The following is a 23,413-nucleotide window of genomic DNA, read 5'->3' as shown; positions in this document are numbered from 1 at the left end:
CTCCTGCTCAGTGGTGGAAGGAGGTGGCGGCAGCCTTGTTGTCGGTCGACGGGCCGGTCTGCCGCCGCAGTTCGGGCATTGCGCGGTTCAGGTCCCCGATGAACAGATCCGCGAGGTCGGCCGAGAAGCCGTTGCGGCAGACCACGCGCAGCACGGACAGGTCCTCCCGGTTCGCCGGAAAGGTGTACGCAGGGACGAGCCAGCCGCGCTCCCGCAGTCGGCGCGAGACGTCGAAGACGTCGAAGCGGCTGATGTCGGGGGCGGTGGTGAAGGCGAAGACGGGCAGCTGATCGCCGTAGGTGAGAAGGCGGAAGTCGCCCATCGCCTCGATCCGTTCGGCGAGTCCGCGGGCCACGTCCCGGGTGGTCTGCTGCACCGCCCGGTAGCCCTCGCGGCCGAGCCGCAGGAACGTGTAGTACTGCGCGACGACCTGCGCGCCCGGCCGGGAGAAGTTGAGGGCGAAGGTCGGCATGTCGCCGCCGAGGTAGTTGACCCGGAAGACGAGTTCCTCGGGCAGCTCGGCCGGGGAACGCCACAGGGCCCAGCCGACGCCTGGATAGACCAGGCCGTACTTGTGACCGGAGGTGTTGATCGAGGAGACACGCGGCAGCCGGAAGTCCCAGACCAGGTCGTCGTCGACGAAGGGGGCGATCATCGCGCCGGACGCGCCGTCGACGTGGACGGGGATGTCGAGGCCGGTCCGTTCCTGGAGGGCGTCGAGGGCGGCGCAGATCTCCGCGACCGGTTCGTAGGAGCCGTCGAAGGTCGAGCCGAGTACGGCGATGACACCGATGGTGTTCTCGTCGCAGAGCGCGGCGGCCGACTCGGCGTCCATGTGGAAGCGGTCGCCCTCCATGGGCACGAGCCGCGCCTCGACCTCCCAGAAGTTGCAGAACTTCTCCCAGCAGACCTGGACGTTGATGCCCATCACGAGATTGGGCCGGGCGCTGCCCGGATAGCGGTCGGCGTTCCGCTTGGCCCAGCGGCGCTTGAGGGCCATGCCGGCGAGCATGCAGGCCTCGCTGGAGCCGGTGGTGGAGCAGCCGACGGCGGCCGAGGGGTCCGGGGCGTTCCATAGGTCGGCGAGCATGGCCACGCAGCGCCGCTCCAGTTCGGCGGTGCGCGGGTACTCGTCCTTGTCGATCATGTTCTTGTCGCGGCACTCGGCCATGAGGACGCCTGCCTGGGGTTCCATCCAGGTCGTGACGAAGGTGGCGAGGTTGAGGCGGGAGTTGCCGTCGAGCATCAGCTCGTCGTGGACCAGCTGATAGGCGCTCATGGGCGGCACCGGACCGTCGGGGAGCCGGTGGATCGGCGGGGCCTCGGTCATGCCACCGACCGGGTCGGCTTCGCCGTAGAAGGGGTTGAGGGCGAGGTGCCGGTCGGTCTCGGTCTCGGCGGGACCCTTGTGCAGTGGCATGGGGAGTCCTTCCAGGAATGGTCAGTGCAAGGGGGCGCCCGACTCGTCCAGTTCGAGCTGGGGGCGGCCGGTGACGACCAGCCAGGCGGGCAGGGTCGCGAGACAGAGCAGGGCGAGGAGCGAGGTCGAGGAGGCGACGGCAGCGGCGACGAAGAGGCTCACCCAGCCCTGTCGGGTGGTCGCCATCAGCACACCGAGCACGCCGCACGAGACGGCGACGGCCGGGTGGATCTCGGGGACGAGGGCCTGGGCCAGCATGCCGAAGGCGGTCCCGATGAACACGGCGGGGAAGATCCGGCCGCCCACGAATCCGGACGCGGCGGCGACCAGCAGGGCGGCGAGCTTGACGACGGCCATCTTGGCCAGTTCGCCGGACGACCAGCCGCCGAGGTTGTCGGCCAGCTCCTTCATCTGGTCCAGGCCCTTGAACAGCGTCAGTCGCCCGCCCAGCACGCCCAGCAGACCCAGGATCAGGCCACCGACCGGCAGCATGATCATCGGATGGCGCAGCCGGTGGAAGGCGCGGTGCGCGTAGGGAAGGCCGTAGCAGCAGAGGAGACCGAAGAGGGCCGCCGCGGTGGCGACGACCATGGCGGCCAGCAGATCGCTCCACCCCGGGTCGTCGATCTCCGGGAGGCCCAGATCGAAGCTCGGGTGTTCCAGGAGCGACGTGGTCATCGCCCCCGCGCCGGCGGCGATCAGCGGGGCGAAGAGCCGGTCCCACAAGGAGCCCTTGCCGTCGGGCTGGCGGGTCAGGGCCTCGGAGATGACCAGTGCCGCGGCGACCGGTGTGCCGAAGAGCGCGCCGATGGTGGCGGAGGAGGCGAGCGCGACCCAGAAGGCGCCCGGCACGGTGGGCAGCAGTTTGCGGCCCGCCCAGTAGGTGAGCGCGATGTTGGCCGCGATGATCGGGTTCTCCGGGCCGAGGCTGACGCCGCCGGCCAGGGTGAGCGTTCCGGCGAGGAGCAGCCCGGGGACGACCCCGGGCGCCAGCGGCGTGCCTCCGAGCCCGGTCTCGGCCGGGTCGGGGCCGGTGTGTCCCGGCACCTTCCAGATGACGAGACCGACCGCGACACCGGTGGCGGTGAGCATGACGATCGTCCAGAGTGCCGAGTAGTCGCCGATTCCCAGCGCGCTGGGAAGGTCGTCCCAGAGCACATGCTGGAACTCCTCGGAGAGCCACTCGATCGCCAGGAAGAGCAGAGCTGCAGCGACTCCGATCAGGAGGGCGGGCACGATCTGCGGCAACAGGGTTCGCGCGGGCGACCGGGGGGTCGGGGGCGGGGGCTCGGACGACGGTTTATCGATGGCCACCGCCCCACCATAGGGCTACAAAAGCCGCATAACATCCCGAGAGTTGGGGGTGTCGCCGCCCAGTCAGGTGCGAGGGGCGATCACCGCCGCCGTGCCGTAGGCGCAGACCTCCGTCCCCACGTCCGCCGCCTCGGTCACGTCGAAGCGGAACATCAGCACGGCGTTGGCGCCGCGTGCCTTCGCCTGCTCCACCAGCCGCTCCATCGCCTGGTTGCGGGTCTCCACCAGAGTCTTCGTCAGACCCTTCAGCTCCCCGCCGACCATCGACTTCAGGCCGGCGCCGATCTGACTGCCCAGATGCCGGGAGCGCACGGTCAGCCCGAAGACCTCGCCGATCACCTGCCGGACCTCGTGGCCGGGAACGTCGTTCGTGGTGACGACCAGCACGTCCGGCTGCGGCCCCTGACCGCCTCCGTACTCCTCCATGCCCATACGTATCCACCTCCTGGCCACCAGCGTCGGCCCGTCCGCGCACCGCCGCACCCCGAAGGGGTCCGGTGGGATGCCCTTGGAACCCGGAGCCGTAGGAATGCGTTGATACTTTGGGGCAGCCGTCCCCCGCCCCCACCGACCGCAGGAGCCCGGAACCCGTGAATACGCTTGCCCTCGGACCGAGCTGGCTGGACCCGGACTATCTCATTCAGACCTTCGGTCTGATCGGCGTCCTCGTCATCGTCTTCGCCGAGTCCGGACTGCTCATCGGGTTCTTCCTGCCCGGCGACTCGCTGCTCTTCACCACCGGCCTGCTGGTCACCACCGGCAAGCTCGACACGCCCCTGTGGCTCGTCTGCACGCTCATCGTGGCCGCCGCCATCATCGGCGACCAGGTCGGCTACCTCTTCGGCCGCAAGGTCGGCCCGGCCCTCTTCAGGCGCCCCGACTCCAAGCTCTTCAAGCAGGAGAACGTCGAGAAGGCGCACGAGTTCTTCGAGAAGCACGGCCCGAAGTCGCTGATCCTGGCCCGCTTCGTACCGATCGTGCGCACGTTCACGCCGATCATCGCCGGTGTGAGCCGGATGAACTACCGCTCGTTCATCACGTTCAACGTCATCGGCGGTGTGCTCTGGGGCGCGGGCGTCACCCTGCTCGGCGCCTCCCTCGGCAAGATCGACTTCGTGCACGAGCACATCGAGATGATCCTCATCCTGATCGTCGCGATCTCCGTGGTCCCGATCGTGATCGAGTACCTCCGCGCCCGCTCCCAGTCCAAGAAGGCCAAGGCCCAGGAGGACGAGAGCGGCCACGACGGCCCCGGCAACCCCAACGCGGGCGGCCGCGGACGCCACGCCCGCCGCTGACGTCCGACGCCCGACGCCCGACGCCCGACGACGCCCGCCCCCGCCGACCACGGCACGGGGCGGGCGTCGCGCGCTCCCGCCCCATGCCGTGGCCGGCCGGGAGCCGGCGCACGAAGTCCCGCGCCGGTGGCGGCCGGGGTCAGAAGCCCCTCGTACGCTTCGCCGCCCGGCGGGCCGCCGCCGCGCGCGGAGCCTGCATGAAGAGGCGGGCCAGCTCGCCTCCCAGGTTCACCCCGATCGCGATCGCCAGGGCCAGGGCCGCCGCCTTCGCGAGGGAGGCGAAGCCCTGGTCCAGGTTGTTCTGGGCGATTCCGAGCACCCCGAAGTACGTCGCGGAACCCGGCAGCAGCGGCCCGATCGCCGCCGTCACGTACGGCAGCGACGACGTGTGGTTGTACCGGGCAGCCAGCTGCCCGAACAGACCCACCAGACCTGCCGCCACGGCCGTCGCCATCACCGCCGACCCACCGGCCGTCACCGCGATCGACGCGTAGATCACCCACGCCACCCCGCCGTTCAGCGTCGCGAAGAGCACCGTCTGCCGCGACTGCTGCAGCAGGATCGCGAACGTCGCGCACAGCACCATCGACGCCAGGATCTGCACCACCGGCCGCTCGACCGGATTGAGGACCCCGTCCGGGTTCAGCTGCGCGTCGAACTGCACCGCCAGGTACAGCACCGACAGCACCCCCACCACGATCGCCACGAAGAAGTACCCGACCTCCAGGAGCCGGGCCGAGGCCGTGATGTAGAAACCGGTCAGACCGTCCTGCACGGCCGCCACGAGGGCACGTCCGGGGATCAGGGCGAACAGACCACCCGTGATGACCGCCGAGGGCCGCAGATCGGCGTGCAGCAGCGTCAGCAGCACCCCCATCGCCGCCGGAGGCATCGCCGCGACCAGGAACTGGTAGAACTCCGGCAGCCCGCGACCCGCGCACAGCCATGCCAGCCGGTCGCCGAGCACCGCGCCCAGCGCCGCCACCATGAAGACCGTGAACCCGCCGCCGAGCAGCACCGACGCCGCCCCCGCCAGCACACCCGCCGCCGCCGACAGCACCCATCCGGGGTACGGGTGCCGGTTGCGCCGGATCTCCGCCAGTCGCCGGTACGCGTCCTCCGGCGAGACCTCGTCCGCGTTGATGTCGGCGAGCAGCTGGTAGACCGCCTCCAGCCGGGTGTAGTCCGTGCCCCGCCGCCGTACCGTCCGGTTCGCCGTGACCGGGTCGTCCACCAGCGACGGCTGGTGCGTGATCGACAGCAGCGTGAACGTCACCGTCGGCTCGCACCGGTCCAGACCGTAGGCACGGCAGATCGCGAACATCGCGGCCTCGACGTCCTCCGCGCCCTCCCCGCCCGCCAGCAGCAGCTCGCCGATACGCAGGGTCAGGTCGAGCACACGGCCCACCGCGGGCCCCGCCTCGTCCTCCTTGCGCGCCGTCTCCGGCACCGGCCGCTCCCCGACCGGCAGCCGCAGCATCGTCCGCATCCGGTCCTGCCACGGCGCGTCCGCCGGCAGCCGCACGAGCGGCATCCCGTGGGCGGGTGTGAAGGCCGGCGGCGCGTTCTTCGCGGAGTACGTCGACGGCGTCGCGAACGCCGAGCCCTCGGGCTCGGCCGGCGGCTCCGGAGCCAGCCCCTCGGGAATGGCGAACTCGGAGGTCGGATGCTCCTCCTCCGGCACCACCGGCTGTTCGACCCCCGCCGGCGGGATGAAGGCGCTGCGCGCCTCGTCCGACTGCGGCTTCCGGTCCTCCGGGCCGTCCGCCTCCGCGACCACTCTCTTCGCCCTCACTCCCATGCGCGCTTGTCTGCCCAGTATGGGCACGGGCATACGACAGCACGCGAGACGGGCGGCGCACCCGCACGAGGTGCACCGCCCGTCACAGCTTCAGCAGGGACCCACTCAGTGGGCGCCGCCCTGCGCCTCCAGGCGCTTGTAGGAGGCCTCGATCTCGGCCTCGGCCTCGGCGCGGCCCACCCAGTTGGCGCCCTCGACCGACTTGCCCGGCTCCAGGTCCTTGTAGACCTCGAAGAAGTGCTGGATCTCCAGGCGGTCGAACTCCGACACGTGGTGGATGTCGCGCAGGTGCTCGACGCGCGGGTCCGACGCGGGGACGCAGAGCAGCTTGTCGTCGCCGCCGGCCTCGTCCGTCATGCGGAACATGCCGATGGCGCGGCACTTGATCAGGCAACCCGGGAAGGTCGGCTCGTCCAGGATGACCAGCGCGTCCAGCGGGTCGCCGTCCTCGCCGAGGGTGTTCTCGACGAAGCCGTAGTCGGCCGGGTAGCTGGTCGAGGTGAAGAGGCGACGGTCCAGGCGGATACGACCCGTCTCGTGGTCGACCTCGTACTTGTTCCGCGACCCCTTCGGGATCTCGATGGTGACGTCGAACTCCACGGGTGGCTCCTCCTGAATCAACACATGTGAATGCCTGCGGCAACGCGCAGTGATTAAGTGTCCCTCACGCCTGTGTGTGATCGCGAAAGGGGCTGGTCAGCAATGCCGGAGCCGAGGACCTGGCAGCTCACGGCGTGCTCCGCCGTACTCGGCCTGGTCCTGGCCGCCGGAGCGGCGACCGCCGCCGGCCCGTGGGACAACGGTCAGCGTAAGGCCGAGCGCGCCCGCGCGGCCGCCGCGACCCCGACAGGTGGCGCACATCACGCGGAGAAGCGGCCCCCCGCGGGCCCGCCTCAGGGGCCCGCCCCGGCCCCCAGCGCCGCCGGAGTGCTCCGCGCGCTCGACACGCCCCCGGCCGCCCTGAAGGACGACCTCGCCGCCGTCCTCGTACCGCTCCTCGCCGACCCCGGCCTCGGCCCCCTGCGCACCGCGTCGGTCGTCGACGCCACCACCGGCAGGCAGCTCTACGGCGAGGGCGCCACGACCCCGATGACCCCCGCCTCCACCATCAAGATCGCCACCTCGGTCGCCGCTCTCTCCGCCCTCGGCCCCGACCACCGCATCCCCACCACCGTCGTCGCCTCCGCCGACGGCCGCACCGTCACCCTCGTCGGCGGCGGCGACCCCACCCTCGACCGCGCCCGCCTCAAGGCCCTCGCCACCGCCACCGCCCGCGCCCTCGAGGACCGGGGCACCACCGGTGTACGGATCACCTACGACGCGGGCCTCTACCGCGGACCGGCGCGCCACCCCATCGGCCCCAACGAGAACATCGCCCCCGTCAGCGCCCTCATGTTCGACGAAGGGCGCCTCGACGGCTCGCACAGCGGCCCCGCGCCCCGCGCCGACGACCCGGCCCGCGACACCGCCACCGCCTTCGCCGAACTCCTCACCAAGGCCGGTACGAAGGTCCAGGGCGCCCCCGCCCCCGGACGCGCCCCCCAGCCCGCCCAGGGCGCCGAGCCCGCCCAGCCCGCCGAGCCCGCCCAGGGCGCCGAGCCGGCCCACGGTGCCGCGCCCGCCCGGGGCGCCAAGGCCGCCCCGCTGGCCCGTACCGAGTCCGCACCGCTCTCCGACCTGGTCGAGCGCACCCTCACCCACAGCGACAACGACCTCGCCGAAGCCCTCGCCCGCCAGACCGCCCTCGCCCGCAAGCAGCCCGCGAGCTTCGCCGGCGCCGGCAAGGCCGTCCGCGCCGAACTCACCGCCCTCGGCCTGCCCACCACCGGCACCCGCTTCGCCGACGGCAGCGGCCTCTCCCGCGACAACCGGCTCTCCGCGGCCCTGCTCACCGGCCTCCTCACCCGAGCGGCCGACCCCGACCGCCCCGCCCTGCGCCCCGTCCTGACCGGCCTGCCCGTCGGCGGGTTCAGCGGCACCCTCCAAGGCCGCTTCGACACCGGGCCCGCCACCACCGGCGCCGGACTCGTCCGCGCCAAGACCGGCACCCTCACGGGCGTCAACACCCTCGCCGGAACCGTGGTCACCCGCGACGGCCGGCTCCTCGCCTTCGCCTTCCTCGCCGGCCGCACCCCCTCCCCGTACACCGCCCAGCCCGCCCTCGACCGCCTCTCCGCCGCCCTCGCCCCCCAGGGCTGATGGCGAACGAACACTCACCGAACGGGCGTCGAGAACGTACGGTTGACGCATGACGAGCATCGGTGGTGCCGAGATGGTCGACTGGAACCTCGCGGTCGCGACCGCGACCCGACTGGTGAAACCCGGACCCGAGGTGAGCCGGGAAGAGGCCCGCGACGTCGTCGCGGAGCTCCGCAGGCACGCCAAGGCGTCCGAAGAACACGTCAGGGCCTTCACCCGGATGATCCCCGAGGGCCACGAACCACGGGACACCCCCGTCCTCGTCGTGGACCGTACCGGCTGGATCAAGGCCAACGTCGCCGGCTTCCGCGAACTGCTCTCCCCGCTCCTCGACAAGATGCAGGAACGGCGCACCAACACCCCCGGCGGCAGCGTCCTCGGCGCCGTCGGCGGCAAGGTCACCGGCGTCGAACTCGGCATGCTGCTGTCGTTCCTCGCCTCCCGCATCCTGGGCCAGTACGAGACCTTCGCCCCCGCCACCCGCGAACTGCCCGCGGGCGACAACGGCGGCGGCCGCCTCCTGCTCGTCGCCCCCAACATCGTCCACGTCGAACGCGAACTCGACGTCGACCCGCACGACTTCCGCCTCTGGGTCTGCCTCCACGAAGAGACCCACCGCACCCAGTTCACCGCCGTCCCCTGGCTCCGTGACCATCTGCAGGGCGAGATCCAGTCATTCCTCGGAGCCACCGAGGTCGACCCCTCCACCGTCGTCGAGCGACTGCGCGAAGCCGCCCAGGCCCTCGCCGGCAGCCGCCCCGAAGGCGAGGAGGGCGAACCGAGTCCCTCCCTCGTCGAACTCGTCCAGACCCCCGAACAGCGCGAGATCCTCGGCCGTCTCACCGCCGTCATGTCCCTTCTCGAAGGACACGCCGACTACGTGATGGACGGCGTCGGCCCCGAGGTCGTCCCCTCGGTCGCCGACATCCGCGAGAAGTTCCAGCAGCGGCGCGCCCGAGGCGCCTCCCGCCTCGACCTCGCCCTGCGCAAGCTCCTCGGCCTCGACGCCAAACTGCGCCAGTACCGCGACGGGGAACGCTTCGTACGGGCCGTGGTCGACGAGGTCGGCATGGACGGCTTCAACCGCGTCTGGACCTCCCCCAACACGCTCCCCACCAAGGCCGAGATCGCCGCACCGGCGGACTGGATCGCGAGGGTGCACCGTAAGGCAGACTCGTGAGACGGGTGCGACGTACGACGGAAGAACACACCGCCAATCACCCATCCGAGGGACCGTAGACCAGGGGTGGGGCGTGCAATGCTCGGGTAACGGCCAGGTTCTGTCACCATCGACGCACTCTGAGTGACCGAACCCCCTCTTCCGACCGTTAAGACTCCGACCGAGGCACCCCACTCCTCCACGAAGGGCACCGGACATGGGTCCCCATCCTGCGGTCGCGGCGATACGCCTGGCGGTCCGCCGCGTACTCCACGACGTCATCACCGAACACAGCACCGAGCTCGGTACCGAACCGAACACCGGGCACGGCACCGAACCGAGCGCCGAACGGCGCACCGCCCCCGCACCCGACCGGGAGCCCCTCGTCCTCGTGGCCTGCTCCGGCGGCGCCGACTCCATGGCGCTCGCCTCCGCACTCGCGTTCGAGGCCCGCAAGCTCGCCGTCCGGGCCGGCGGCATCACGGTCGACCACGGCCTCCAGGACGGCTCCACCCAACGAGCCGCCGAGGTCGCCGGACGCATGTCCGCACTCGGCCTCGACCCGGTCGAAGCCGTCACCGTGACCGTCGGCCGCGAAGGCGGCCCCGAAGCCGCCGCCCGCGACGCCCGCTACGCCGCACTCGACGCCGCCGCCGAACGCCACGGCGCCACCGCCGTCCTCCTCGGCCACACCCGGGACGACCAGGCCGAGACCGTCCTGCTCGGACTCGCCCGCGGCTCCGGCATCCGCTCCCTGTCCGGCATGGCCGCCGTCTCCGGCGCCTCCGGCCGCTACCGCCGCCCCTTCCTCGAGCTCGACCGGCAGACCGTCCGCAAGGCCTGCGTCGCCCAGGAGCTCGCCGTCTGGGACGACCCCCACAACGCGGACCCCGCGTACACCCGCTCGCGACTCCGCCACGAAGGCCTCCCCGCCCTCGAGAAGGCCCTCGGCAAGGGCGTCGTCGAAGCCCTCGCCCGAACGGCCCAGCTCTCCCGCGACGACGCCGACGCCCTCGACTCCTGGGCCGCCGACGCCGAATCCGCCGTACGCGACGAATCCGGCCGACTCGAATGCGCCAAGCTCTTCGGACTCCCGCCGGCCGTACGCCGCCGCATCCTGCGCCGCGCCATGATCGCCGAAGGCGCTCCCGCCGGCTCACTCTTCGCCCGCCACATCGAAGAAGTCGACCGGCTGATCACCGGCTGGCGCGGTCAGGGCGCCATCAATCTGCCCGGCCGCGTCGAGGCACGGCGGCAGGGTGGCAGACTGGTCATTCGGCAAGGCTGACGCAAGCTGCAACGAAAGTGACCCGGGTGAACGAGAAGGACATGGGCACCGACCTCAAGTCGGTGCTCATCACCAAGGAAGAGATCGACGCGAAGCTGGCCGAGCTGGCCGCGAAGATCGACGCGGAGTACGCGGGCAAGGACCTGCTCATCGTCGGAGTCCTCAAGGGCGCCGTGATGGTGATGGCGGACCTGGCGCGCGCGCTGTCCACCCCCGTCACCATGGACTGGATGGCCGTCTCCTCCTACGGCGCCGGCACCCAGTCCTCGGGCGTCGTCCGCATCCTCAAGGACCTCGACACCGACATCAAGGGCAAGCACGTCCTGATCGTCGAGGACATCATCGACTCCGGCCTGACGCTGTCCTGGCTGCTGTCCAACCTCGGCTCGCGCGAGCCCGCCTCCCTCGAGGTCTGCACGCTGCTGCGCAAGCCGGACGCCGCCAAGGTCGCGATCGACGTGAAGTGGATCGGCTTCGACATCCCCAACGAGTTCGTCGTCGGCTACGGCCTCGACTACGCCGAGAAGTACCGCAACCTCCCGTTCGTCGGCACTCTCGCACCGCACGTCTACGGCGGCTGAGGCACGGGAACCCGTACCGCCCTCCCGCCGTTGGAGCAAGGGAAGGCGGTCACGGGTCACCAGCCTGAGGTACCGTCCGAAGAACAGCTTTTTCTCATAGCAGCTCTCACAGCAGCATTTACCTACGGGCAGGAGGGACGGGGCGTTCTCGCTCCGTATGGATGGACGTGAAGCGATACTTCCGTGGGCCGGTCATGTGGATCGTGCTGGCCGTCCTCGCCGTGGTCGTGCTGATGCAGGTCGTCGGCTCGTCCGAGGGCTACAAGACGGTGGACACCAGCAGGGTCGTCCAGGCGATCAATGACAAGCAGGCCGACCAGGTCAAGCTGACGACCGGCGACGAGCAGGTCATCAAGGTCGAGCTCAAGAAGGGCGCCGACAAGGACAAGTACGGCGGCAGCACCAAGATCCAGGCCAGCTACATCGGTGACCAGGGCGCCAACCTGACCACCACGCTCCAGGAGCAGTCCGCCTCCGGCGACCTCGACAAGGGCTACACCGTCTCCCCCGAGCGCCAGAGCCCGTTCCTGTCGGTGCTGCTCTCGCTGCTCCCCTTCGTCCTCATCGTGGTCGTCTTCCTGTTTCTGATGAACCAGATGCAGGGCGGCGGCTCCCGAGTGATGAACTTCGGGAAGTCCAAGGCCAAGCTCATCACCAAGGACACCCCGAAGACCACCTTCGCCGACGTGGCGGGCTCCGACGAGGCCGTCGAGGAGCTCCACGAGATCAAGGAGTTCCTCCAGGAGCCGGCGAAGTTCCAGGCCGTCGGCGCCAAGATCCCCAAGGGCGTGCTGCTCTACGGCCCGCCCGGAACCGGCAAGACCCTCCTCGCGCGCGCCGTCGCGGGCGAGGCCGGCGTGCCGTTCTACTCGATCTCGGGTTCCGACTTCGTCGAGATGTTCGTCGGTGTCGGTGCCTCCCGTGTCCGCGACCTCTTCGAGCAGGCCAAGGCGAACGCCCCGGCGATCGTCTTCGTCGACGAGATCGACGCCGTCGGCCGTCACCGCGGTGCCGGTCTCGGCGGTGGCCACGACGAGCGCGAGCAGACCCTCAACCAGCTCCTCGTCGAGATGGACGGCTTCGACGTGAAGGGCGGCGTCATCCTGATCGCCGCCACGAACCGCCCGGACATCCTCGACCCGGCCCTGCTCCGCCCCGGCCGCTTCGACCGCCAGATCGCGGTCGACCGCCCGGACATGCAGGGCCGTCTGGAGATCCTCAAGGTCCACCAGAAGGGCAAGCCGGTCGCCCCGGACGTCGATCTGGGCGCGGTCGCCCGTCGCACGCCGGGCTTCACCGGTGCCGATCTCTCCAACGTCCTCAACGAGGCGGCGCTCCTCACCGCCCGCTCGGACAAGAAGCTGATCGACAACCACTCCCTGGACGAGGCGATCGACCGCGTGGTCGCGGGCCCGCAGAAGCGGACCCGGATCATGTCGGACAAGGAGAAGAAGATCACCGCGTACCACGAGGGCGGTCACGCCCTGGTCGCGGCGGCCTCGCCGAACTCCGACCCGGTCCACAAGATCACGATCCTGTCCCGCGGCCGGGCCCTCGGCTACACGATGGTGCTCCCGGACGAGGACAAGTACTCGACCACCCGCAACGAGATGCTCGACCAGCTGGCCTACATGCTGGGCGGGCGGGCGGCCGAGGAGCTCGTCTTCCACGACCCGACCACGGGCGCGGCGAACGACATCGAGAAGGCCACGGCCACCGCTCGCGCGATGGTCACGCAGTACGGCATGACCGAGCGGCTCGGCGCGATCAAGTTCGGCGGCGACAACACCGAACCGTTCCTGGGCCGTGAGATGGCGCACCAGCGCGACTACTCGGAAGAGGTCGCCGCGCTGGTCGACGAAGAGGTCAAGAAGCTCATCGAGACCGCGCACAACGAGGCGTGGGAGATCCTCGTCGAGAACCGAGACGTCCTCGACAACCTGGTCCTGCAGCTCCTGGAGAAGGAGACGCTGGGCAAGGAGGAGATCGCCGAGATCTTCGCCCCGATCGTCAAGCGGCCGGCCCGCCCGGCCTGGACCGGCTCGTCCCGCCGCACGCCCTCGACCCGTCCGCCGGTGCTCTCCCCCAAGGAGCTGGCACTGACGAACGGCGCGAACGGCTCGTCGGCGACGACGGCGACGGTGGAGACCACCAAGGCGATCGAGGTCGCCCCGGAGGACACCCCGGAGTCCTGACCCCGGCCCCCCGGAATGGAAGCCGCGCCCCCACAGGTTTTAGCCTGTGGGGGCGCGGCTCATTTCCGCGCACGACAGTCAGAGGGAACGAGGCACAGATGACCGACCCGGTGACGCTGGACGGCGAGGGCACGATCGGCGAGTTCGACGAGAAGCGCGCCGAGAACGCCGTACGAGAGCTCCTCATCGCGGTCGGCGAGGACCCGGACCGCGAGGGTCTGCGCGACACGCCGGCGCGGGTGGCGCGGGCTTACCAGGAGATATTCGCGGGACTGCGGCAGGTGCCGGAGGACGTGCTGACGACCACGTTCGACCTCGGCCACGACGAGATGGTGCTGGTCAAGGACATTGAGGTGTACTCGACATGTGAGCACCATCTCGTCCCGTTCAGGGGCGTCGCCCACGTCGGCTACATCCCGTCGACCTCCGGAAAGATCACGGGGCTGTCGAAGCTGGCCCGCCTGGTCGACGTCTACGCCCGCCGCCCTCAGGTCCAGGAACGGCTGACCACGCAGGTCGCCGACTCGCTGATGGAGATCCTGGAGCCGCGCGGCGTGATCGTCGTGTTCGAGTGCGAGCACATGTGCATGTCGATGCGCGGAATCCGCAAGCCGGGCGCGAAGACCATCACCTCGGCCGTACGCGGCCAGCTGCGGGACCCCGCGACCCGCAACGAGGCCATGAGCCTCATCATGGCGCGATAGGCCGCCTGAGGCCCGCGTGGGCTACGACGTCGTCTCGCGCGTCATCAGGTACGCATGTCCGCCGTCGGGGTCGCCGTAGAAGAAGAACAGCTTCAGCTCTTCGTGCTGATCCCGGTCCACGTGGAAGGACCACGCGTAGGTCGTCGGCAGATCGGAATCGGCGATGGCGGCGGTCGTCGAGGAACGTCTGTCCACCCGTGTCCGGTCCGTCAGTGAGAGCCGGACGATCTGTCCGCCGTCGTCGTCGGACAGTTGCCAGGTTCCCTTACCGGACAGGCGCCAGCCGTCGTCGAAGTCGAAGTCCTGCCCATCGAGCTTCTCGAGAACGGCTGTGCCGTCCTTGCGCAGCACCACGCGGGTCCCTTCGACGTTCTCCCAGCCGCCGGCGATTTCGGCCGTCGTGGCGTCGTGGACCCCTGTCCCCTCGTAGTACTGATAGGGGCCGGCGCATGCCGTGAGAACGGTGAGAGCCGCCATCAGGCCGACAAGGACCGCTCCCCACCGACGCAGTCTGTTTCCGCTCGCCATCGAGGCCCCCCAGCCGTTTCGCCCCGCCGGCAGGGGCGGGTCGTGGAAGGTACCTTGCCAGAGCCGCTGAACGTGTTCAACTTTTGATGGGCGCGCTACGCCACCGGAGCCGTGCCCTTGCCGTTGTGGTCGTCGTCTTCCGGGAGTTTGCAGACTCGCTCCAGGAAGAGGGCCGCCGCGATCACGCCGATGCCCGCGAGGACCGAGAAGCCGGCGTAGATCGCCTGGTCGCGGCGGGCCGGGATGTCCAGGGAGCCGAGGAGGAAGACGCCCGTGCCGCCGTACATGCCGGCGACCAGGGCGGCGACCAGGGCGCTCGCCTGGCCGAAGACCACGGCGCGGGCCGCCATGAGCGGCTCGACGCCCTTGGCGCCGGGGCGGCGCTCGCGCTGGGCCTTGAGGCGGGAGCGGATCGAGAGGGCCGTCGCCGTGAGGACGACCGCGATCGACGCGAGGACGATGGGCGCCGCGAGCGGCACGCTCGGCAGGGTGCCCACCGCGTCCCAGAGGCGCGCGGCGCCCCAGGACAGCACTCCGGCCACGATGAACAGTCCGGCGAGAACCTTGAGCCGCAGTTGTTTCACCGGGTGTCCTTCGTGTCGTCTCGCGGTCGGTCTTCCACGAGCCTAACGACTACTCGGGCAGACGGAGTTCCAGGTCGGCGCGCGGCACGACGCCGGTCCGGCCGACCAGGGTGAGCAGCTCCGCGACCGTACCGTGTCCGGGCAGCTGGGCGTCGGGGTCGACGTCGTGCCAGGGGGCGAGGACGAAGGCGCGCTGGTGGGCGCGGGGGTGGGGGAGGGTGAGGACGGGGTCGTCGGAGACCACGTCGGCGTACGCGACGATGTCGACGTCGATGGTGCGGGCGCCCCAGCGCTCCTCGCGGACCCGGTGGAACGCCTCTTCGACGGCGTGGGCCCGCTCCAGGAGGGAGCTGGGCGGCAGGGTGGTCTTCACGAGGGCGACCGCGTTGAGGTACGAGGGCTGGGTGCCGGGCTCGACACCCCAGGGCTCCGTCTCGTAGACGGGGGAGACGGCCTTCACCCGGAGGCCGGGGGTGTCTTCGAGGGCGTCGACGGCGCCCTGGAGGGTCTCCAGGCGGTTGCCGAGGTTGGCGCCGAGGGCGATGACGGCCCACTTGGGGTTGGAGAGGGTCACGTCGGCGGCGTCGACCGCCTCGACGACGGAGACCGGTACGGGCTGCACGGTCGGGTCGCTGTGCGTGGCTTTCATACTCGGCTCCGGGTGATGGTGATGGTCACGTCGTCGAAGGGGACCGTGATCGGCGCGTCCGGCTTGTGGACGACGACCTCGACCTCCTGGACGCCCGCGTGCTTGAGGCACTGCTCGGCGATCCGCTCGGCGAGGGTCTCGATCAGGTCCACGGGCTCGCCCTGGACGACGTCGACGACCTCTTCCGCGACGACGCCGTAGTGGACGGTCTTCGTCAGGTCGTCGTCGGCGGCCGCGGGCCGGGTGTCCAGGCTGAGGACGAGGTCGACGATGAAGGTCTGGCCTTCCTCGCGTTCCTTGGGGAAGACGCCGTGGTGTCCTCGGGCCTTGAGGCCGCGCAGCGCGACACGATCCACGCGAATCACTCCTGCTGTCGTAGTTCTTGTGGCCACGCAGCCGGGTGCGGACGGCCGGGTGTCCGTAATCGAATCTACCTGCGAGCACCGACAGCACGTGCCCATGGGGGTTCGGGGCGGCGGCCATAGGGGCTGGGTGCGGCCCCTACCCAGGGGGCCGGATTCCAATCCCGGGCGTCACCCGATCGGTCCCCGGATCCCGTCAGGCGCCGGGTTCCTCGTCCTCTTCGTCGTCGGTTTCGGTGAGGACGGGGGAGCCGTGGTGGGACCAGATCTTCCACCCCTCGAATGTGCGGCGGAACACATTGGTGGCGACGACGAGCTGGCCCACAAGAGGGCCGAGTTCGGCGCCGTCCTCGGCGGGTCCGCCGCTGAGGATGTTCTCGGTGCAGGTGACGACGGCCACGTCGCCGCCGAGGGAGACCTTGACGTCGGTGAGGAAGAACTGGATGTACTCGGTGTTCGCCATGATCAGCGCGTACGACCGGAGGACCTCGCCGCGTCCGGAGAGGACGGGCCAGCCGGGGTGGACGCAGCTGATGGGGGTGGCGCCGTCGTCGAGCCAGAGGGTGGAGATCTCCTCGAAGTCGCCGCGCTCCATGGCCTCGTAGAAGGCGGTGTTGGCGGCCTCGACCGCTGCGGTGTCGGTCTGGTGGGTCACCTGGCTCCTTCGACGGCTCTGGCGACTCGGACGGCGTCCGCGGTGGCTCTGACCTCGTGGACGCGGACGGCCCAGGCGCCTTCGTGGGCGGCGATGGCGGAGACGGCGGCGGTGGCGGCGTCGCGTTCGCGGGCGGGCGGCGGGTTGGCGCCCTCGCGGGTGAGGACGTGGCCGAGGAACCGCTTGCGCGAGGCGGCGACGAGCAGGGGGCGGCCGAGTGCGCGCAGTTCGGGGAGGTGGGCGACGAGGGCGAGGTCGTGGGGTGCGAGCTTGGCGAAGCCGAGGCCGGGGTCGATGACGATCCGCTCGGGCGGGATGCCGCCCTCGACGACGGCCTCCATGCGCCGGCGCAGCTCGGCGAGGACTTCGCCGACGACGTCGTCGTAGACGGCGAGGCTGTTCATGTCCTGGCTGAAGCCGCGCCAGTGCATGACGACGAAGGGGACCTCGGCGGCGGCGACGGCGGGGACCATGCCGGGGTCGGCGAGGCCGCCGCTGACGTCGTTGACGAGTGCGGCGCCCGCTTCGACGGCGGCCCGGGCGACGGAGGCGCGCATGGTGTCGACGGAGACGGTGACGCCTTCGGAGGCGAGGCCGCGGACGACGGGGACGACCCGGCGGAGCTCCTCCTCCTCGTCGACGCGGCTGGCGCCGGGGCGGGTGGATTCGCCGCCGACGTCGACGAGGTCGGCGCCTTCGGCGACGAGGTGGAGCCCGTGCTTGACGGCGGCCGTGGTGTCGAACCAGCGGCCGCCGTCGGAGAAGGAGTCGGGTGTCACGTTGACGACGCCCATGACCGCGCAGCGGTCCCACTCCGGAAGGCCCAAGGCCGTGCCCCGGCCGATCGACGTACTCATATGCCCAGCGTAGGGCCCGGGGCGCGGGTCGGGCCCCGCGGACCTTCCGGGATGGCCGGGCGGGGACCCCGGGGAGGGTCCGCGCCGGGTCATGCGGCGCGGACCTCCCGGTCGGCCTGCGGGGCGACGATGTGGGTGCAGGGGCGGGGCTCCGCGGCGGCGCCGCGGCGGGCGAAGGGGCGGGGCAGCCGGAGGTCGACGAAGCCTTCGGCCTGCATGGCGGCGAAGCCGATGCGGGGCAGGTCGCGGCTCTTGCGGTAGACGACGAAGCGGGGTTCCCACCGGGGCCGGAACTTGGCGTTGAACTTGTACAGGGACTCGATCTGGAACCAGCGGGAGAGGAAGACGAGCAGTCCGCGCCAGAGGCGGAGGACGGGGCCGGCGCCGATCTTCTCGCCGCGGGCGAGGGCGGAGCGGAACATGGCGAAGTTGAGGGAGACGCGTTCGATGCCGAGGCGGGGGGAGTCCTGGAGGGCGGCGACGATGAGCAGCTCGTTCATGCCGGGGTCGGCGGAGCGGTCGCGGCGCATGAGTTCGAGGGACATGCCGTTCGGGCCCCAGGGCACGAAGTGGATGATCGCCTTGAGGTCGCCGTAGGGGGAGGCCGTGCCGTCCTCGTCCGTCTTGTGGGCGGTCGCTATGACGGCGTCCCCGTCGCCGGGGTCGCCGATGCGGCCCAGTGCCATGGAGAAGCCGCGCTCGGTGTCGGTGCCGCGCCAGTCGGCGGCGGCGCGGCGGACGCGGGCGAGTTCGCCGTCGCTGAGGTCACGGACGCGGCGGACCTTGGTGGTGTAGCCATTGCGTTCGATCCGCTTCACCATCTGGCGCACGTTACGCATGGCGCGCCCGGAGAGGGAGAAATCCGCGACGTCCACCACCGCCTCGTCGCCGAGTTCGAGGGCGTCGAGGCCGGTCTCGCGGGTCCAGACCTCGCCGCCGGTCTCGGAGCAGCCCATGACGGCGGGGGTCCAGGAGTGGGCCTGGGCCTCGTCCATGAAGCGGTCGATGGCACCGGGCCAGGCTTCGACGTCGCCGATGGGGTCGCCGCTGGCGAGCATGACGCCGGAGACGACGCGGTAGCAGACGGCCGCCTTGCCGCTGGGGGAGAAGACGACGCCCTTGTCGCGGCGGAGGGCGAAGTGGCCGAGGGAGTCGCGGCCGCCGTGCTTGTCGAGGAGGGCGCGGAGCCGGGTCTCGTCGTCCTCGGTGAGGCGGGCGGCGGGGTGCTCGGGGCGGAAGGCGAAGTAGATGGTGGTGAGGGCGGTGAGCATGCCGAGGGCGCCGAGGGAGTAGCCGACGGTCCAGTCGGCGCCGCCGGTGTAGCCGACGGGGCCTTCGAAGCCGAAGAGTCCGTACAGGACGTGTTCGAGGCGGTCGGTGAGGCTGGGGCTGCCGATGACGCGGCGCGGGTGGGCGCTGACGATGACGAGCCCGAGGAGGATCGACCCGGCGCCCATGAGGACGAAGTTGGCGAGCGCCTTCCAGCGGCTGCGGGGGTCGGGGAGGGCGGCGAACTGGTTCCGGTGGCGCAGCAGCAGGGCGAGCAGCGCGAGGGAGAGCAGGACGCCGACGACGGAGTGGCGCCAGACGAACTGGGCGACGGCGCCGAGCGGCAGAAGGACGACGGCGGCGCGCCAGGCGCGGCGCTTGTGGCGCTTGAGGCCGTGGGCGAGGAGCAGGAGCAGGACGCCGGCGCTGAGGGAGAGGGCCGCGGAGAGCGGCCCGAGAGTGCCGGGCAGGACTTCGGCGAGGGCGTGCATCCGGCTGGCCCGGAAGCGCGGGAAGACGCCCGCGGCGATGTCGATCAGGCCGATGAGCGTGCAGGCCGTTCCGACGAGTGAGGGGACCTTGCCGGGGCGTGGTCCGCGCAGAATCCGGCGTACCCGAACCGGAACCAATCCTGATTTGTCCCCATCTACCGTGACAGACATCGCTTCCCGTGCTTCCCGTGGCTCCGCGAAAGATTCGTTCTCCGTCGGCCGCGCGGTGGTCAGGGGCGGGCCGTTCCGGAGGTTTTGCGCTTTCTAGGACGGCCGGGCGGGGGAGCGGGTTCATTCGGCCACAGGAAATTCTCAGGAAGAGAGCTCGGGCGTCTCATGGGTCTCACCAGCAACAAGGTTCTGGCGCTGGCCGTCGTGCTGGCGGTGGTGCTGTTCGCGGCCACGGTCTGGCTGTGGCCGCGCCTTGCGCGCGGCGGGGTGCGGCCCGTGCTCGGCAGGATCGGGCTGCTGCTCGCCACCCAGCTGGCGCTGTTCGCCTCGGTGGGGCTCGCCGCGAACAAGTCCTTCCTCTTCTACGGGTCGTGGGCGGACCTTCTGGGGCAGGAGCAGGACATGGGGGTGGTCGTGGACCACTCGGCCGGCTCGAAGGACATCAGGGTCGTCGGGAAGCAGGCGCCGGACGTGCCCGGCGCGTCCCGGCCCTCGATCGGGGGTCAGATCCAGAAGGTCGTCGTCACCGGCCGGAAGTCCGGCATCGACTCTCCGGCGTACGTGTATCTGCCGCCGGAGTACTTCCAGAAGGAGTACGCGTCGAGCACGTTCCCGGCCGCCGTGGTGCTGACCGGCTACCCGGGTACCGCGGAGAACCTGCTCAAGGGGCTGAAGTACCCGAAGACGGCGTTCACGCAGGCCAAGGAGAAGAAGATGCGGCCGATGATCCTGGTGATGCTGCGGCCGACCGTGGCACCGCCGCGGGACACGGAGTGCGTGAACGTCCCGGGCGGGCCGCAGACCGAGACCTTCTTCGCCGAGGACCTGCCGAAGGCGGTCTCGGAGACGTACCGGGTGGGGACGAAGGCGCGGAACTGGGGGTTCATGGGGAACTCGACGGGCGGATACTGCGCGTTGAAGATCGCGCTGCACCACCCGGACCGGTTCGCGGCGGGCGCGGGTTTCTCGGCGTACTACAAGGCGGCCGAGGACGTCACGACGGGCGATCTGTTCCACGGTGACGACAGGGCGCGCAAGCGGGCGAACCTGCTGTGGAGCCTGGACCACCTGCCGCAGGGCGCGTCGTCGTTCCTGGTGACGACGTCGAAGCAGGGCGAGGGGAACCTGCGCGGGACGCGAGACTTCATCAAGAAGGTGAAGGCCCCGGCGCGGGTCTCGTCGATCACGCTGGAGAGCGGCGGGCACAACTTCAACACCTGGAACCGGGAGATCCCGTCGGGCCTCGTGTGGATGAGCGGCCGGCTCAGCGCGAACTGAGCTGCTTGGGGGAGTCCGGCGACTCCGGCGACTCCTGGGAGTCCTGCGGGGCCGGGGAGGCCGCGCGCAAGGCGCGGTGGACGGCGGCCGGGGTGAGGACGCCCGCGTACCGGCCGCCTTCGGCGGGGTCGGTGACGGGGAGCCAGCCGGTGTCGTTCTGCAGGAGCGCGGCGAGCGCCTCCCGGAGGGTGGCGCCGAGCGCGACCGGCTCCGGGGCGGGGCGGGTGCGGCCGGGTTCGTCCGCGGAGACCCAGCCCGTGACGCGGCCCTCGGCGTCCAGGACGACGGACCAGGGGGCTCCGGGGGACGGCTGCTCTCCCGCGCGGACCACCGGCACCTCCTCCAGGGCGGCGGCGCCCACCGCGGTGACCGAGAGCCGCTTCAGGCCGCGGTCCGAGCCGACGAAGTCGGCCACGTAGGGGGTCGAGGGGGCGCCCAGGACGGTCGCCGGGGTGTCGAACTGCTCGATCGTGCCCTGTCCGTAGACGGCGATACGGTCCCCGAGCCGGACGGCCTCCTCCAGGTCGTGGGTGACGAGCAGGACCGTCTTGCGGACCTGGGCCTGGAGGCGGAGGAACTCGTTCTGGAGGTGCTCGCGCACCACCGGGTCCACGGCGCCGAACGGCTCGTCCATCAGCAGCACCGGCGGGTCCGCGGCGAGCGCGCGGGCGACGCCGACGCGCTGGCGCTGGCCGCCGGAGAGCTGCTCGGGGTAGCGGCCGCCGTAGACCTTCGGGTCGAGGCCGACCAGGTCGAGGAGTTCGGCGGCGCGGGCGCGGGCCCGGGCGCGCGGGGCACCGAGGAGGTGCGGGACGGTCGCGGTGTTGTCGAGGACCGTGCGGTGCGGGAAGAGGCCGACCTGCTGGATGACGTAGCCGATCCGGCGGCGCAGCTGGACGGGGTCGATCCCGGATATGTCCTGGCTGTCGAGAAGGATCCGGCCCTCGGTCGGCTCGATGAGCCGGTTCACCATCTTCATCGTGGTGGTCTTGCCGCAGCCCGACGGGCCGACGAGCGTGACCAGTTCACCCTCGGCGACCTCGAAGGAGAGGTCGTCGACGGCGGTGGTGCCGTCCGCGTACCGCTTGGTCACATGCTCGAACCGGATCATGTTCCTCATTCTGACGCCTGATCGACGGGTGCGTGTGAAGGGCGTGTTGCCGCAATGTGGCGGTCCTCGGCGATTGTCGGTGCCGGGGGTTAGGGTCGACCAGACACGTGTTCGGCACGGCTGGTGACCGGGGGAGGGTACATGAGCGCGGCGAACTGCCTGGTGACGAACGACTGGATCTGCGGCGAGTATCTGCGCACCCGGAGCCAGGAGTTGACCGACGCGCTGCTCCAGCACGTGGGGATCACGGTCGTGTCGGTGCTCATCGGCATCGCGGTCGCCTTCCCGCTGGCGCTGCTCGTGCGGGCGCGGCCCCGGTTCGCCGGACCGGTGCTCGGACTGACGACGCTGCTCTACACGATCCCGTCGCTGGCGATGTTCTCCCTGCTCCTGCCGCTCTTCGGGCTCTCCGCGGCGCTGGTCGTGACGGGTCTCGTGCTCTATTCGCTGACGATTCTCGTACGGAACACGGTGGCCGGCCTGGACGCGGTCCCCGCCGAGGCGCGGGAGGCCGCGCGCGGGATGGGGTACGGCTCGGCGCGGATGCTGTGGGAGGTCGAGCTGCCGCTCGCACTGCCCGCGCTGATGGCCGGAATACGGATGGCGACGGTCTCCACGATCGCGCTCACGACGGTCGGTTCGATCGTGGGGCGGGGCGGTCTGGGCAACCTCATCGAGGACGCGCTGCCGACGTTCTTCAAGGCGCAGGTGCTCGCCGCGTCGGTGCTGTGCGTCCTGCTCGCGGTGGCCGCGGATCTGCTGCTCCTCGGTGTGCAGCGGCTGCTCACGCCGTGGACCCGCATACGCACGGCGCCGGGGGGCGAGTAGAGGCATGGGAATCATGGCGGACGCCTGGGGCTGGCTGGGCACCGGCGCCAACTGGGCGGGCGACGGCGGGGTGTGGCACCGCCTGGGGGAGCACGTGTACGTCAGCGGGGTCGCGCTGCTGCTGGCCTGCGCCGTCGCACTCCCGCTGGGGCTCGGCCTCGGACATGTCGGCCGGGGCGGCGCGCTCGCCGTCAACGTCTCCAACGTGGGCCGGGCGATACCGGTCTTCGCGGTCCTGGCCCTCTTCATGGTGTCGCCGCTGCGCAACGCCGGCTACGTCCCCACGGTGATCGCGCTGGTGCTGTTCGCCGTGCCGCCGCTGCTCACCAACGCGTACGTGGGCATGCGCGAGGTCGACCGGGCGGTGGTCGAGGCCGCACGGGGGATGGGGATGTCGGGCGGACAGGTCTTCCGGAAGGTCGAACTCCCGCTCGCCCGGCCGCTGATCATGACGGGGTTGCGTTCGGCCGCCGTGCAGGTGGTCGCCACGGCGACCATCGCGGCCATGGTCGGCCAGGGGGGCCTGGGCCGGATCATCACCGCCGGGTTCAACACGTACGACACCCCGCAGGTCGTCGCGGGCGCCCTGCTCGTGGCCCTGCTCGCCCTCGTGGTGGAACTGGTGCTCGTGGGGGCGGACCGACTGCTCGGACGGCGCGCCTGAGGACCGA

The 23,413-nt window shown here is 70.9% G+C and carries 23 protein-coding genes; 10 read left to right on the top strand and 13 right to left on the bottom strand.

Annotation, left to right across the window (positions count from 1 at the left end):
* Window positions 1-7 precede the first annotated feature (7 nt).
* The 3 genes from ACZ3IJ_RS21350 to ACZ3IJ_RS21340 all read right to left on the bottom strand — a co-directional run bounded on the left by ACZ3IJ_RS21350 (window position 8) and on the right by ACZ3IJ_RS21340 (window position 3,166).
* Complete coding sequence (locus tag ACZ3IJ_RS21350; RefSeq protein WP_467470406.1) at window positions 8-1,420, bottom strand: glutamate decarboxylase; 1,413 nt, start codon at window positions 1,418-1,420, stop codon at window positions 8-10.
* Between the two features lie 21 nt (window positions 1,421-1,441).
* On the bottom strand, window positions 1,442-2,734 hold the full coding sequence (locus tag ACZ3IJ_RS21345; RefSeq protein ID WP_467470404.1) for an ion channel protein: 1,293 nt from the start codon (window positions 2,732-2,734) through the stop codon (window positions 1,442-1,444).
* Window positions 2,735-2,797: 63 nt separating this feature from the next.
* Window positions 2,798-3,166 (bottom strand): YbjQ family protein, encoded by a 369-nt coding sequence (locus ACZ3IJ_RS21340; protein WP_467470402.1) that lies wholly within the window; start codon window positions 3,164-3,166, stop codon window positions 2,798-2,800.
* Window positions 3,167-3,324: 158 nt separating this feature from the next.
* Between ACZ3IJ_RS21340 and ACZ3IJ_RS21335 the strand changes: the two genes are divergently transcribed.
* Window positions 3,325-4,032 (top strand): DedA family protein, encoded by a 708-nt coding sequence (locus tag ACZ3IJ_RS21335; protein WP_467470400.1) that lies wholly within the window; start codon window positions 3,325-3,327, stop codon window positions 4,030-4,032.
* Between the two features lie 139 nt (window positions 4,033-4,171).
* On the opposite strand, the gene ACZ3IJ_RS21330 is transcribed toward ACZ3IJ_RS21335, so the two are convergent.
* Both ACZ3IJ_RS21330 and ACZ3IJ_RS21325 read right to left on the bottom strand, forming a co-directional pair.
* Window positions 4,172-5,812, bottom strand: coding sequence for a threonine/serine exporter family protein (locus tag ACZ3IJ_RS21330; RefSeq protein ID WP_467470810.1), 1,641 nt, complete (start codon window positions 5,810-5,812; stop codon window positions 4,172-4,174).
* Between the two features lie 126 nt (window positions 5,813-5,938).
* Window positions 5,939-6,433, bottom strand: coding sequence for an inorganic diphosphatase (locus ACZ3IJ_RS21325; protein WP_019888410.1), 495 nt, complete (start codon window positions 6,431-6,433; stop codon window positions 5,939-5,941).
* A 102-nt stretch (window positions 6,434-6,535) separates the two neighbouring features.
* Here ACZ3IJ_RS21325 and dacB point away from each other — a divergent pair, with 102 nt between their 5' ends.
* The 6 genes from dacB (at window position 6,536) to folE (ending at window position 13,959) form a co-directional block, all read left to right on the top strand.
* Window positions 6,536-8,032: a D-alanyl-D-alanine carboxypeptidase/D-alanyl-D-alanine endopeptidase gene (gene dacB / locus ACZ3IJ_RS21320; protein ID WP_467470398.1), complete on the top strand. Its 1,497-nt coding sequence runs from the start codon at window positions 6,536-6,538 to the stop codon at window positions 8,030-8,032.
* Between the two features lie 49 nt (window positions 8,033-8,081).
* Window positions 8,082-9,212 (top strand): zinc-dependent metalloprotease, encoded by a 1,131-nt coding sequence (locus ACZ3IJ_RS21315; protein ID WP_467470396.1) that lies wholly within the window; start codon window positions 8,082-8,084, stop codon window positions 9,210-9,212.
* Between the two features lie 196 nt (window positions 9,213-9,408).
* Entirely contained in the window at window positions 9,409-10,479 is a 1,071-nt protein-coding gene (gene tilS / locus ACZ3IJ_RS21310; protein WP_467470394.1) for a tRNA lysidine(34) synthetase TilS, read from the top strand.
* 41 nt (window positions 10,480-10,520) lie between these two features.
* Complete coding sequence (gene hpt / locus ACZ3IJ_RS21305; RefSeq protein WP_132917781.1) at window positions 10,521-11,060, top strand: hypoxanthine phosphoribosyltransferase; 540 nt, start codon at window positions 10,521-10,523, stop codon at window positions 11,058-11,060.
* A gap of 161 nt (window positions 11,061-11,221) precedes the next feature.
* Complete coding sequence (ftsH, locus tag ACZ3IJ_RS21300) at window positions 11,222-13,255, top strand: ATP-dependent zinc metalloprotease FtsH (protein ID WP_352187759.1); 2,034 nt, start codon at window positions 11,222-11,224, stop codon at window positions 13,253-13,255.
* A gap of 98 nt (window positions 13,256-13,353) precedes the next feature.
* On the top strand, window positions 13,354-13,959 hold the full coding sequence (gene folE, locus ACZ3IJ_RS21295; RefSeq protein ID WP_467470391.1) for a GTP cyclohydrolase I FolE: 606 nt from the start codon (window positions 13,354-13,356) through the stop codon (window positions 13,957-13,959).
* A 21-nt stretch (window positions 13,960-13,980) separates the two neighbouring features.
* Here folE and ACZ3IJ_RS21290 read toward each other — a convergent pair whose 3' ends face one another.
* From ACZ3IJ_RS21290 to ACZ3IJ_RS21260, 7 genes are all read right to left on the bottom strand, one after another.
* The gene (locus ACZ3IJ_RS21290) at window positions 13,981-14,436 is read right to left on the bottom strand and encodes a hypothetical protein (protein ID WP_467470389.1); all 456 of its coding nucleotides are present in this window, start codon (window positions 14,434-14,436) and stop codon (window positions 13,981-13,983) included.
* Window positions 14,437-14,582: 146 nt separating this feature from the next.
* A complete protein-coding gene (locus ACZ3IJ_RS21285) occupies window positions 14,583-15,071 on the bottom strand; it encodes a DUF3180 domain-containing protein (RefSeq protein WP_467470387.1) in 489 nt (162 codons plus the stop codon).
* A 49-nt stretch (window positions 15,072-15,120) separates the two neighbouring features.
* Window positions 15,121-15,720 (bottom strand): 2-amino-4-hydroxy-6-hydroxymethyldihydropteridine diphosphokinase, encoded by a 600-nt coding sequence (folK, locus tag ACZ3IJ_RS21280; protein ID WP_467470385.1) that lies wholly within the window; start codon window positions 15,718-15,720, stop codon window positions 15,121-15,123.
* Entirely contained in the window at window positions 15,717-16,076 is a 360-nt protein-coding gene (gene folB, locus ACZ3IJ_RS21275; RefSeq protein ID WP_361855822.1) for a dihydroneopterin aldolase, read from the bottom strand. Before folB ends, folK begins: the two co-directional genes overlap by 4 nt.
* A gap of 202 nt (window positions 16,077-16,278) precedes the next feature.
* On the bottom strand, window positions 16,279-16,737 hold the full coding sequence (locus ACZ3IJ_RS21270; protein ID WP_467470382.1) for a nuclear transport factor 2 family protein: 459 nt from the start codon (window positions 16,735-16,737) through the stop codon (window positions 16,279-16,281).
* On the bottom strand, window positions 16,734-17,594 hold the full coding sequence (gene folP / locus ACZ3IJ_RS21265) for a dihydropteroate synthase (protein WP_467470380.1): 861 nt from the start codon (window positions 17,592-17,594) through the stop codon (window positions 16,734-16,736). The genes ACZ3IJ_RS21270 and folP overlap by 4 nt, the downstream gene beginning before the upstream one ends.
* An 89-nt stretch (window positions 17,595-17,683) precedes the next feature.
* Window positions 17,684-19,525, bottom strand: a complete 1,842-nt coding sequence (locus ACZ3IJ_RS21260; protein ID WP_467470377.1) for a phosphatidylglycerol lysyltransferase domain-containing protein — start codon at window positions 19,523-19,525, stop codon at window positions 17,684-17,686.
* A gap of 165 nt (window positions 19,526-19,690) precedes the next feature.
* Between ACZ3IJ_RS21260 and ACZ3IJ_RS21255 the strand changes: the two genes are divergently transcribed.
* Window positions 19,691-20,803 carry an alpha/beta hydrolase gene (locus ACZ3IJ_RS21255; protein WP_467470375.1) on the top strand — a complete coding sequence of 371 codons (1,113 nt, stop codon included), beginning with the start codon at window positions 19,691-19,693 and terminating at the stop codon, window positions 20,801-20,803.
* On the opposite strand, the gene ACZ3IJ_RS21250 is transcribed toward ACZ3IJ_RS21255, so the two are convergent.
* The gene (locus ACZ3IJ_RS21250; RefSeq protein WP_467470373.1) at window positions 20,790-21,914 is read right to left on the bottom strand and encodes an ABC transporter ATP-binding protein; all 1,125 of its coding nucleotides are present in this window, start codon (window positions 21,912-21,914) and stop codon (window positions 20,790-20,792) included. The genes ACZ3IJ_RS21255 and ACZ3IJ_RS21250 overlap by 14 nt on opposite strands.
* A gap of 141 nt (window positions 21,915-22,055) precedes the next feature.
* Between ACZ3IJ_RS21250 and ACZ3IJ_RS21245 the strand changes: the two genes are divergently transcribed.
* Both ACZ3IJ_RS21245 and ACZ3IJ_RS21240 read left to right on the top strand, forming a co-directional pair.
* Entirely contained in the window at window positions 22,056-22,742 is a 687-nt protein-coding gene (locus ACZ3IJ_RS21245; RefSeq protein WP_467470371.1) for an ABC transporter permease, read from the top strand.
* Window positions 22,743-22,746: 4 nt separating this feature from the next.
* Window positions 22,747-23,406, top strand: coding sequence for an ABC transporter permease (locus tag ACZ3IJ_RS21240; RefSeq protein WP_467470369.1), 660 nt, complete (start codon window positions 22,747-22,749; stop codon window positions 23,404-23,406).
* The last annotated feature ends 7 nt before the right edge of the window (window positions 23,407-23,413 follow it).

Source organism: Streptomyces sp. NPDC013317 (assembly GCF_055563155.1).
Note: the sequence above shows the minus strand (reverse complement) of the source record. Positions and strands in the feature narration are given on the sequence as shown.

What these genes read in the sequence shown, in the direction of transcription:
- ACZ3IJ_RS21315 (WP_467470396.1), top strand. Translation starts at nt 8,082, where the DNA reads ATGACGAGCATCGGTGGTGCCGAGATGGTCGACTGGAACCTCGCGGTC.
- ACZ3IJ_RS21240 (WP_467470369.1), top strand. Translation starts at nt 22,747, where the DNA reads ATGGGAATCATGGCGGACGCCTGGGGCTGGCTGGGCACCGGCGCCAAC.
- ACZ3IJ_RS21260 (WP_467470377.1), bottom strand. Translation starts at nt 19,525, where the DNA reads ATGTCTGTCACGGTAGATGGGGACAAATCAGGATTGGTTCCGGTTCGG.
- ACZ3IJ_RS21340 (WP_467470402.1), bottom strand. Translation starts at nt 3,166, where the DNA reads ATGGGCATGGAGGAGTACGGAGGCGGTCAGGGGCCGCAGCCGGACGTG.
- hpt (WP_132917781.1), top strand. Translation starts at nt 10,521, where the DNA reads ATGGGCACCGACCTCAAGTCGGTGCTCATCACCAAGGAAGAGATCGAC.
- tilS (WP_467470394.1), top strand. Translation starts at nt 9,409, where the DNA reads ATGGGTCCCCATCCTGCGGTCGCGGCGATACGCCTGGCGGTCCGCCGC.
- ACZ3IJ_RS21250 (WP_467470373.1), bottom strand. Translation starts at nt 21,914, where the DNA reads ATGATCCGGTTCGAGCATGTGACCAAGCGGTACGCGGACGGCACCACC.
- folP (WP_467470380.1), bottom strand. Translation starts at nt 17,594, where the DNA reads ATGAGTACGTCGATCGGCCGGGGCACGGCCTTGGGCCTTCCGGAGTGG.
- ftsH (WP_352187759.1), top strand. Translation starts at nt 11,222, where the DNA reads ATGGACGTGAAGCGATACTTCCGTGGGCCGGTCATGTGGATCGTGCTG.
- ACZ3IJ_RS21255 (WP_467470375.1), top strand. Translation starts at nt 19,691, where the DNA reads ATGGGTCTCACCAGCAACAAGGTTCTGGCGCTGGCCGTCGTGCTGGCG.
- folE (WP_467470391.1), top strand. Translation starts at nt 13,354, where the DNA reads ATGACCGACCCGGTGACGCTGGACGGCGAGGGCACGATCGGCGAGTTC.
- ACZ3IJ_RS21290 (WP_467470389.1), bottom strand. Translation starts at nt 14,436, where the DNA reads ATGGCGGCTCTCACCGTTCTCACGGCATGCGCCGGCCCCTATCAGTAC.
- dacB (WP_467470398.1), top strand. Translation starts at nt 6,536, where the DNA reads ATGCCGGAGCCGAGGACCTGGCAGCTCACGGCGTGCTCCGCCGTACTC.
- ACZ3IJ_RS21245 (WP_467470371.1), top strand. Translation starts at nt 22,056, where the DNA reads ATGAGCGCGGCGAACTGCCTGGTGACGAACGACTGGATCTGCGGCGAG.
- folK (WP_467470385.1), bottom strand. Translation starts at nt 15,720, where the DNA reads ATGAAAGCCACGCACAGCGACCCGACCGTGCAGCCCGTACCGGTCTCC.
- ACZ3IJ_RS21350 (WP_467470406.1), bottom strand. Translation starts at nt 1,420, where the DNA reads ATGCCACTGCACAAGGGTCCCGCCGAGACCGAGACCGACCGGCACCTC.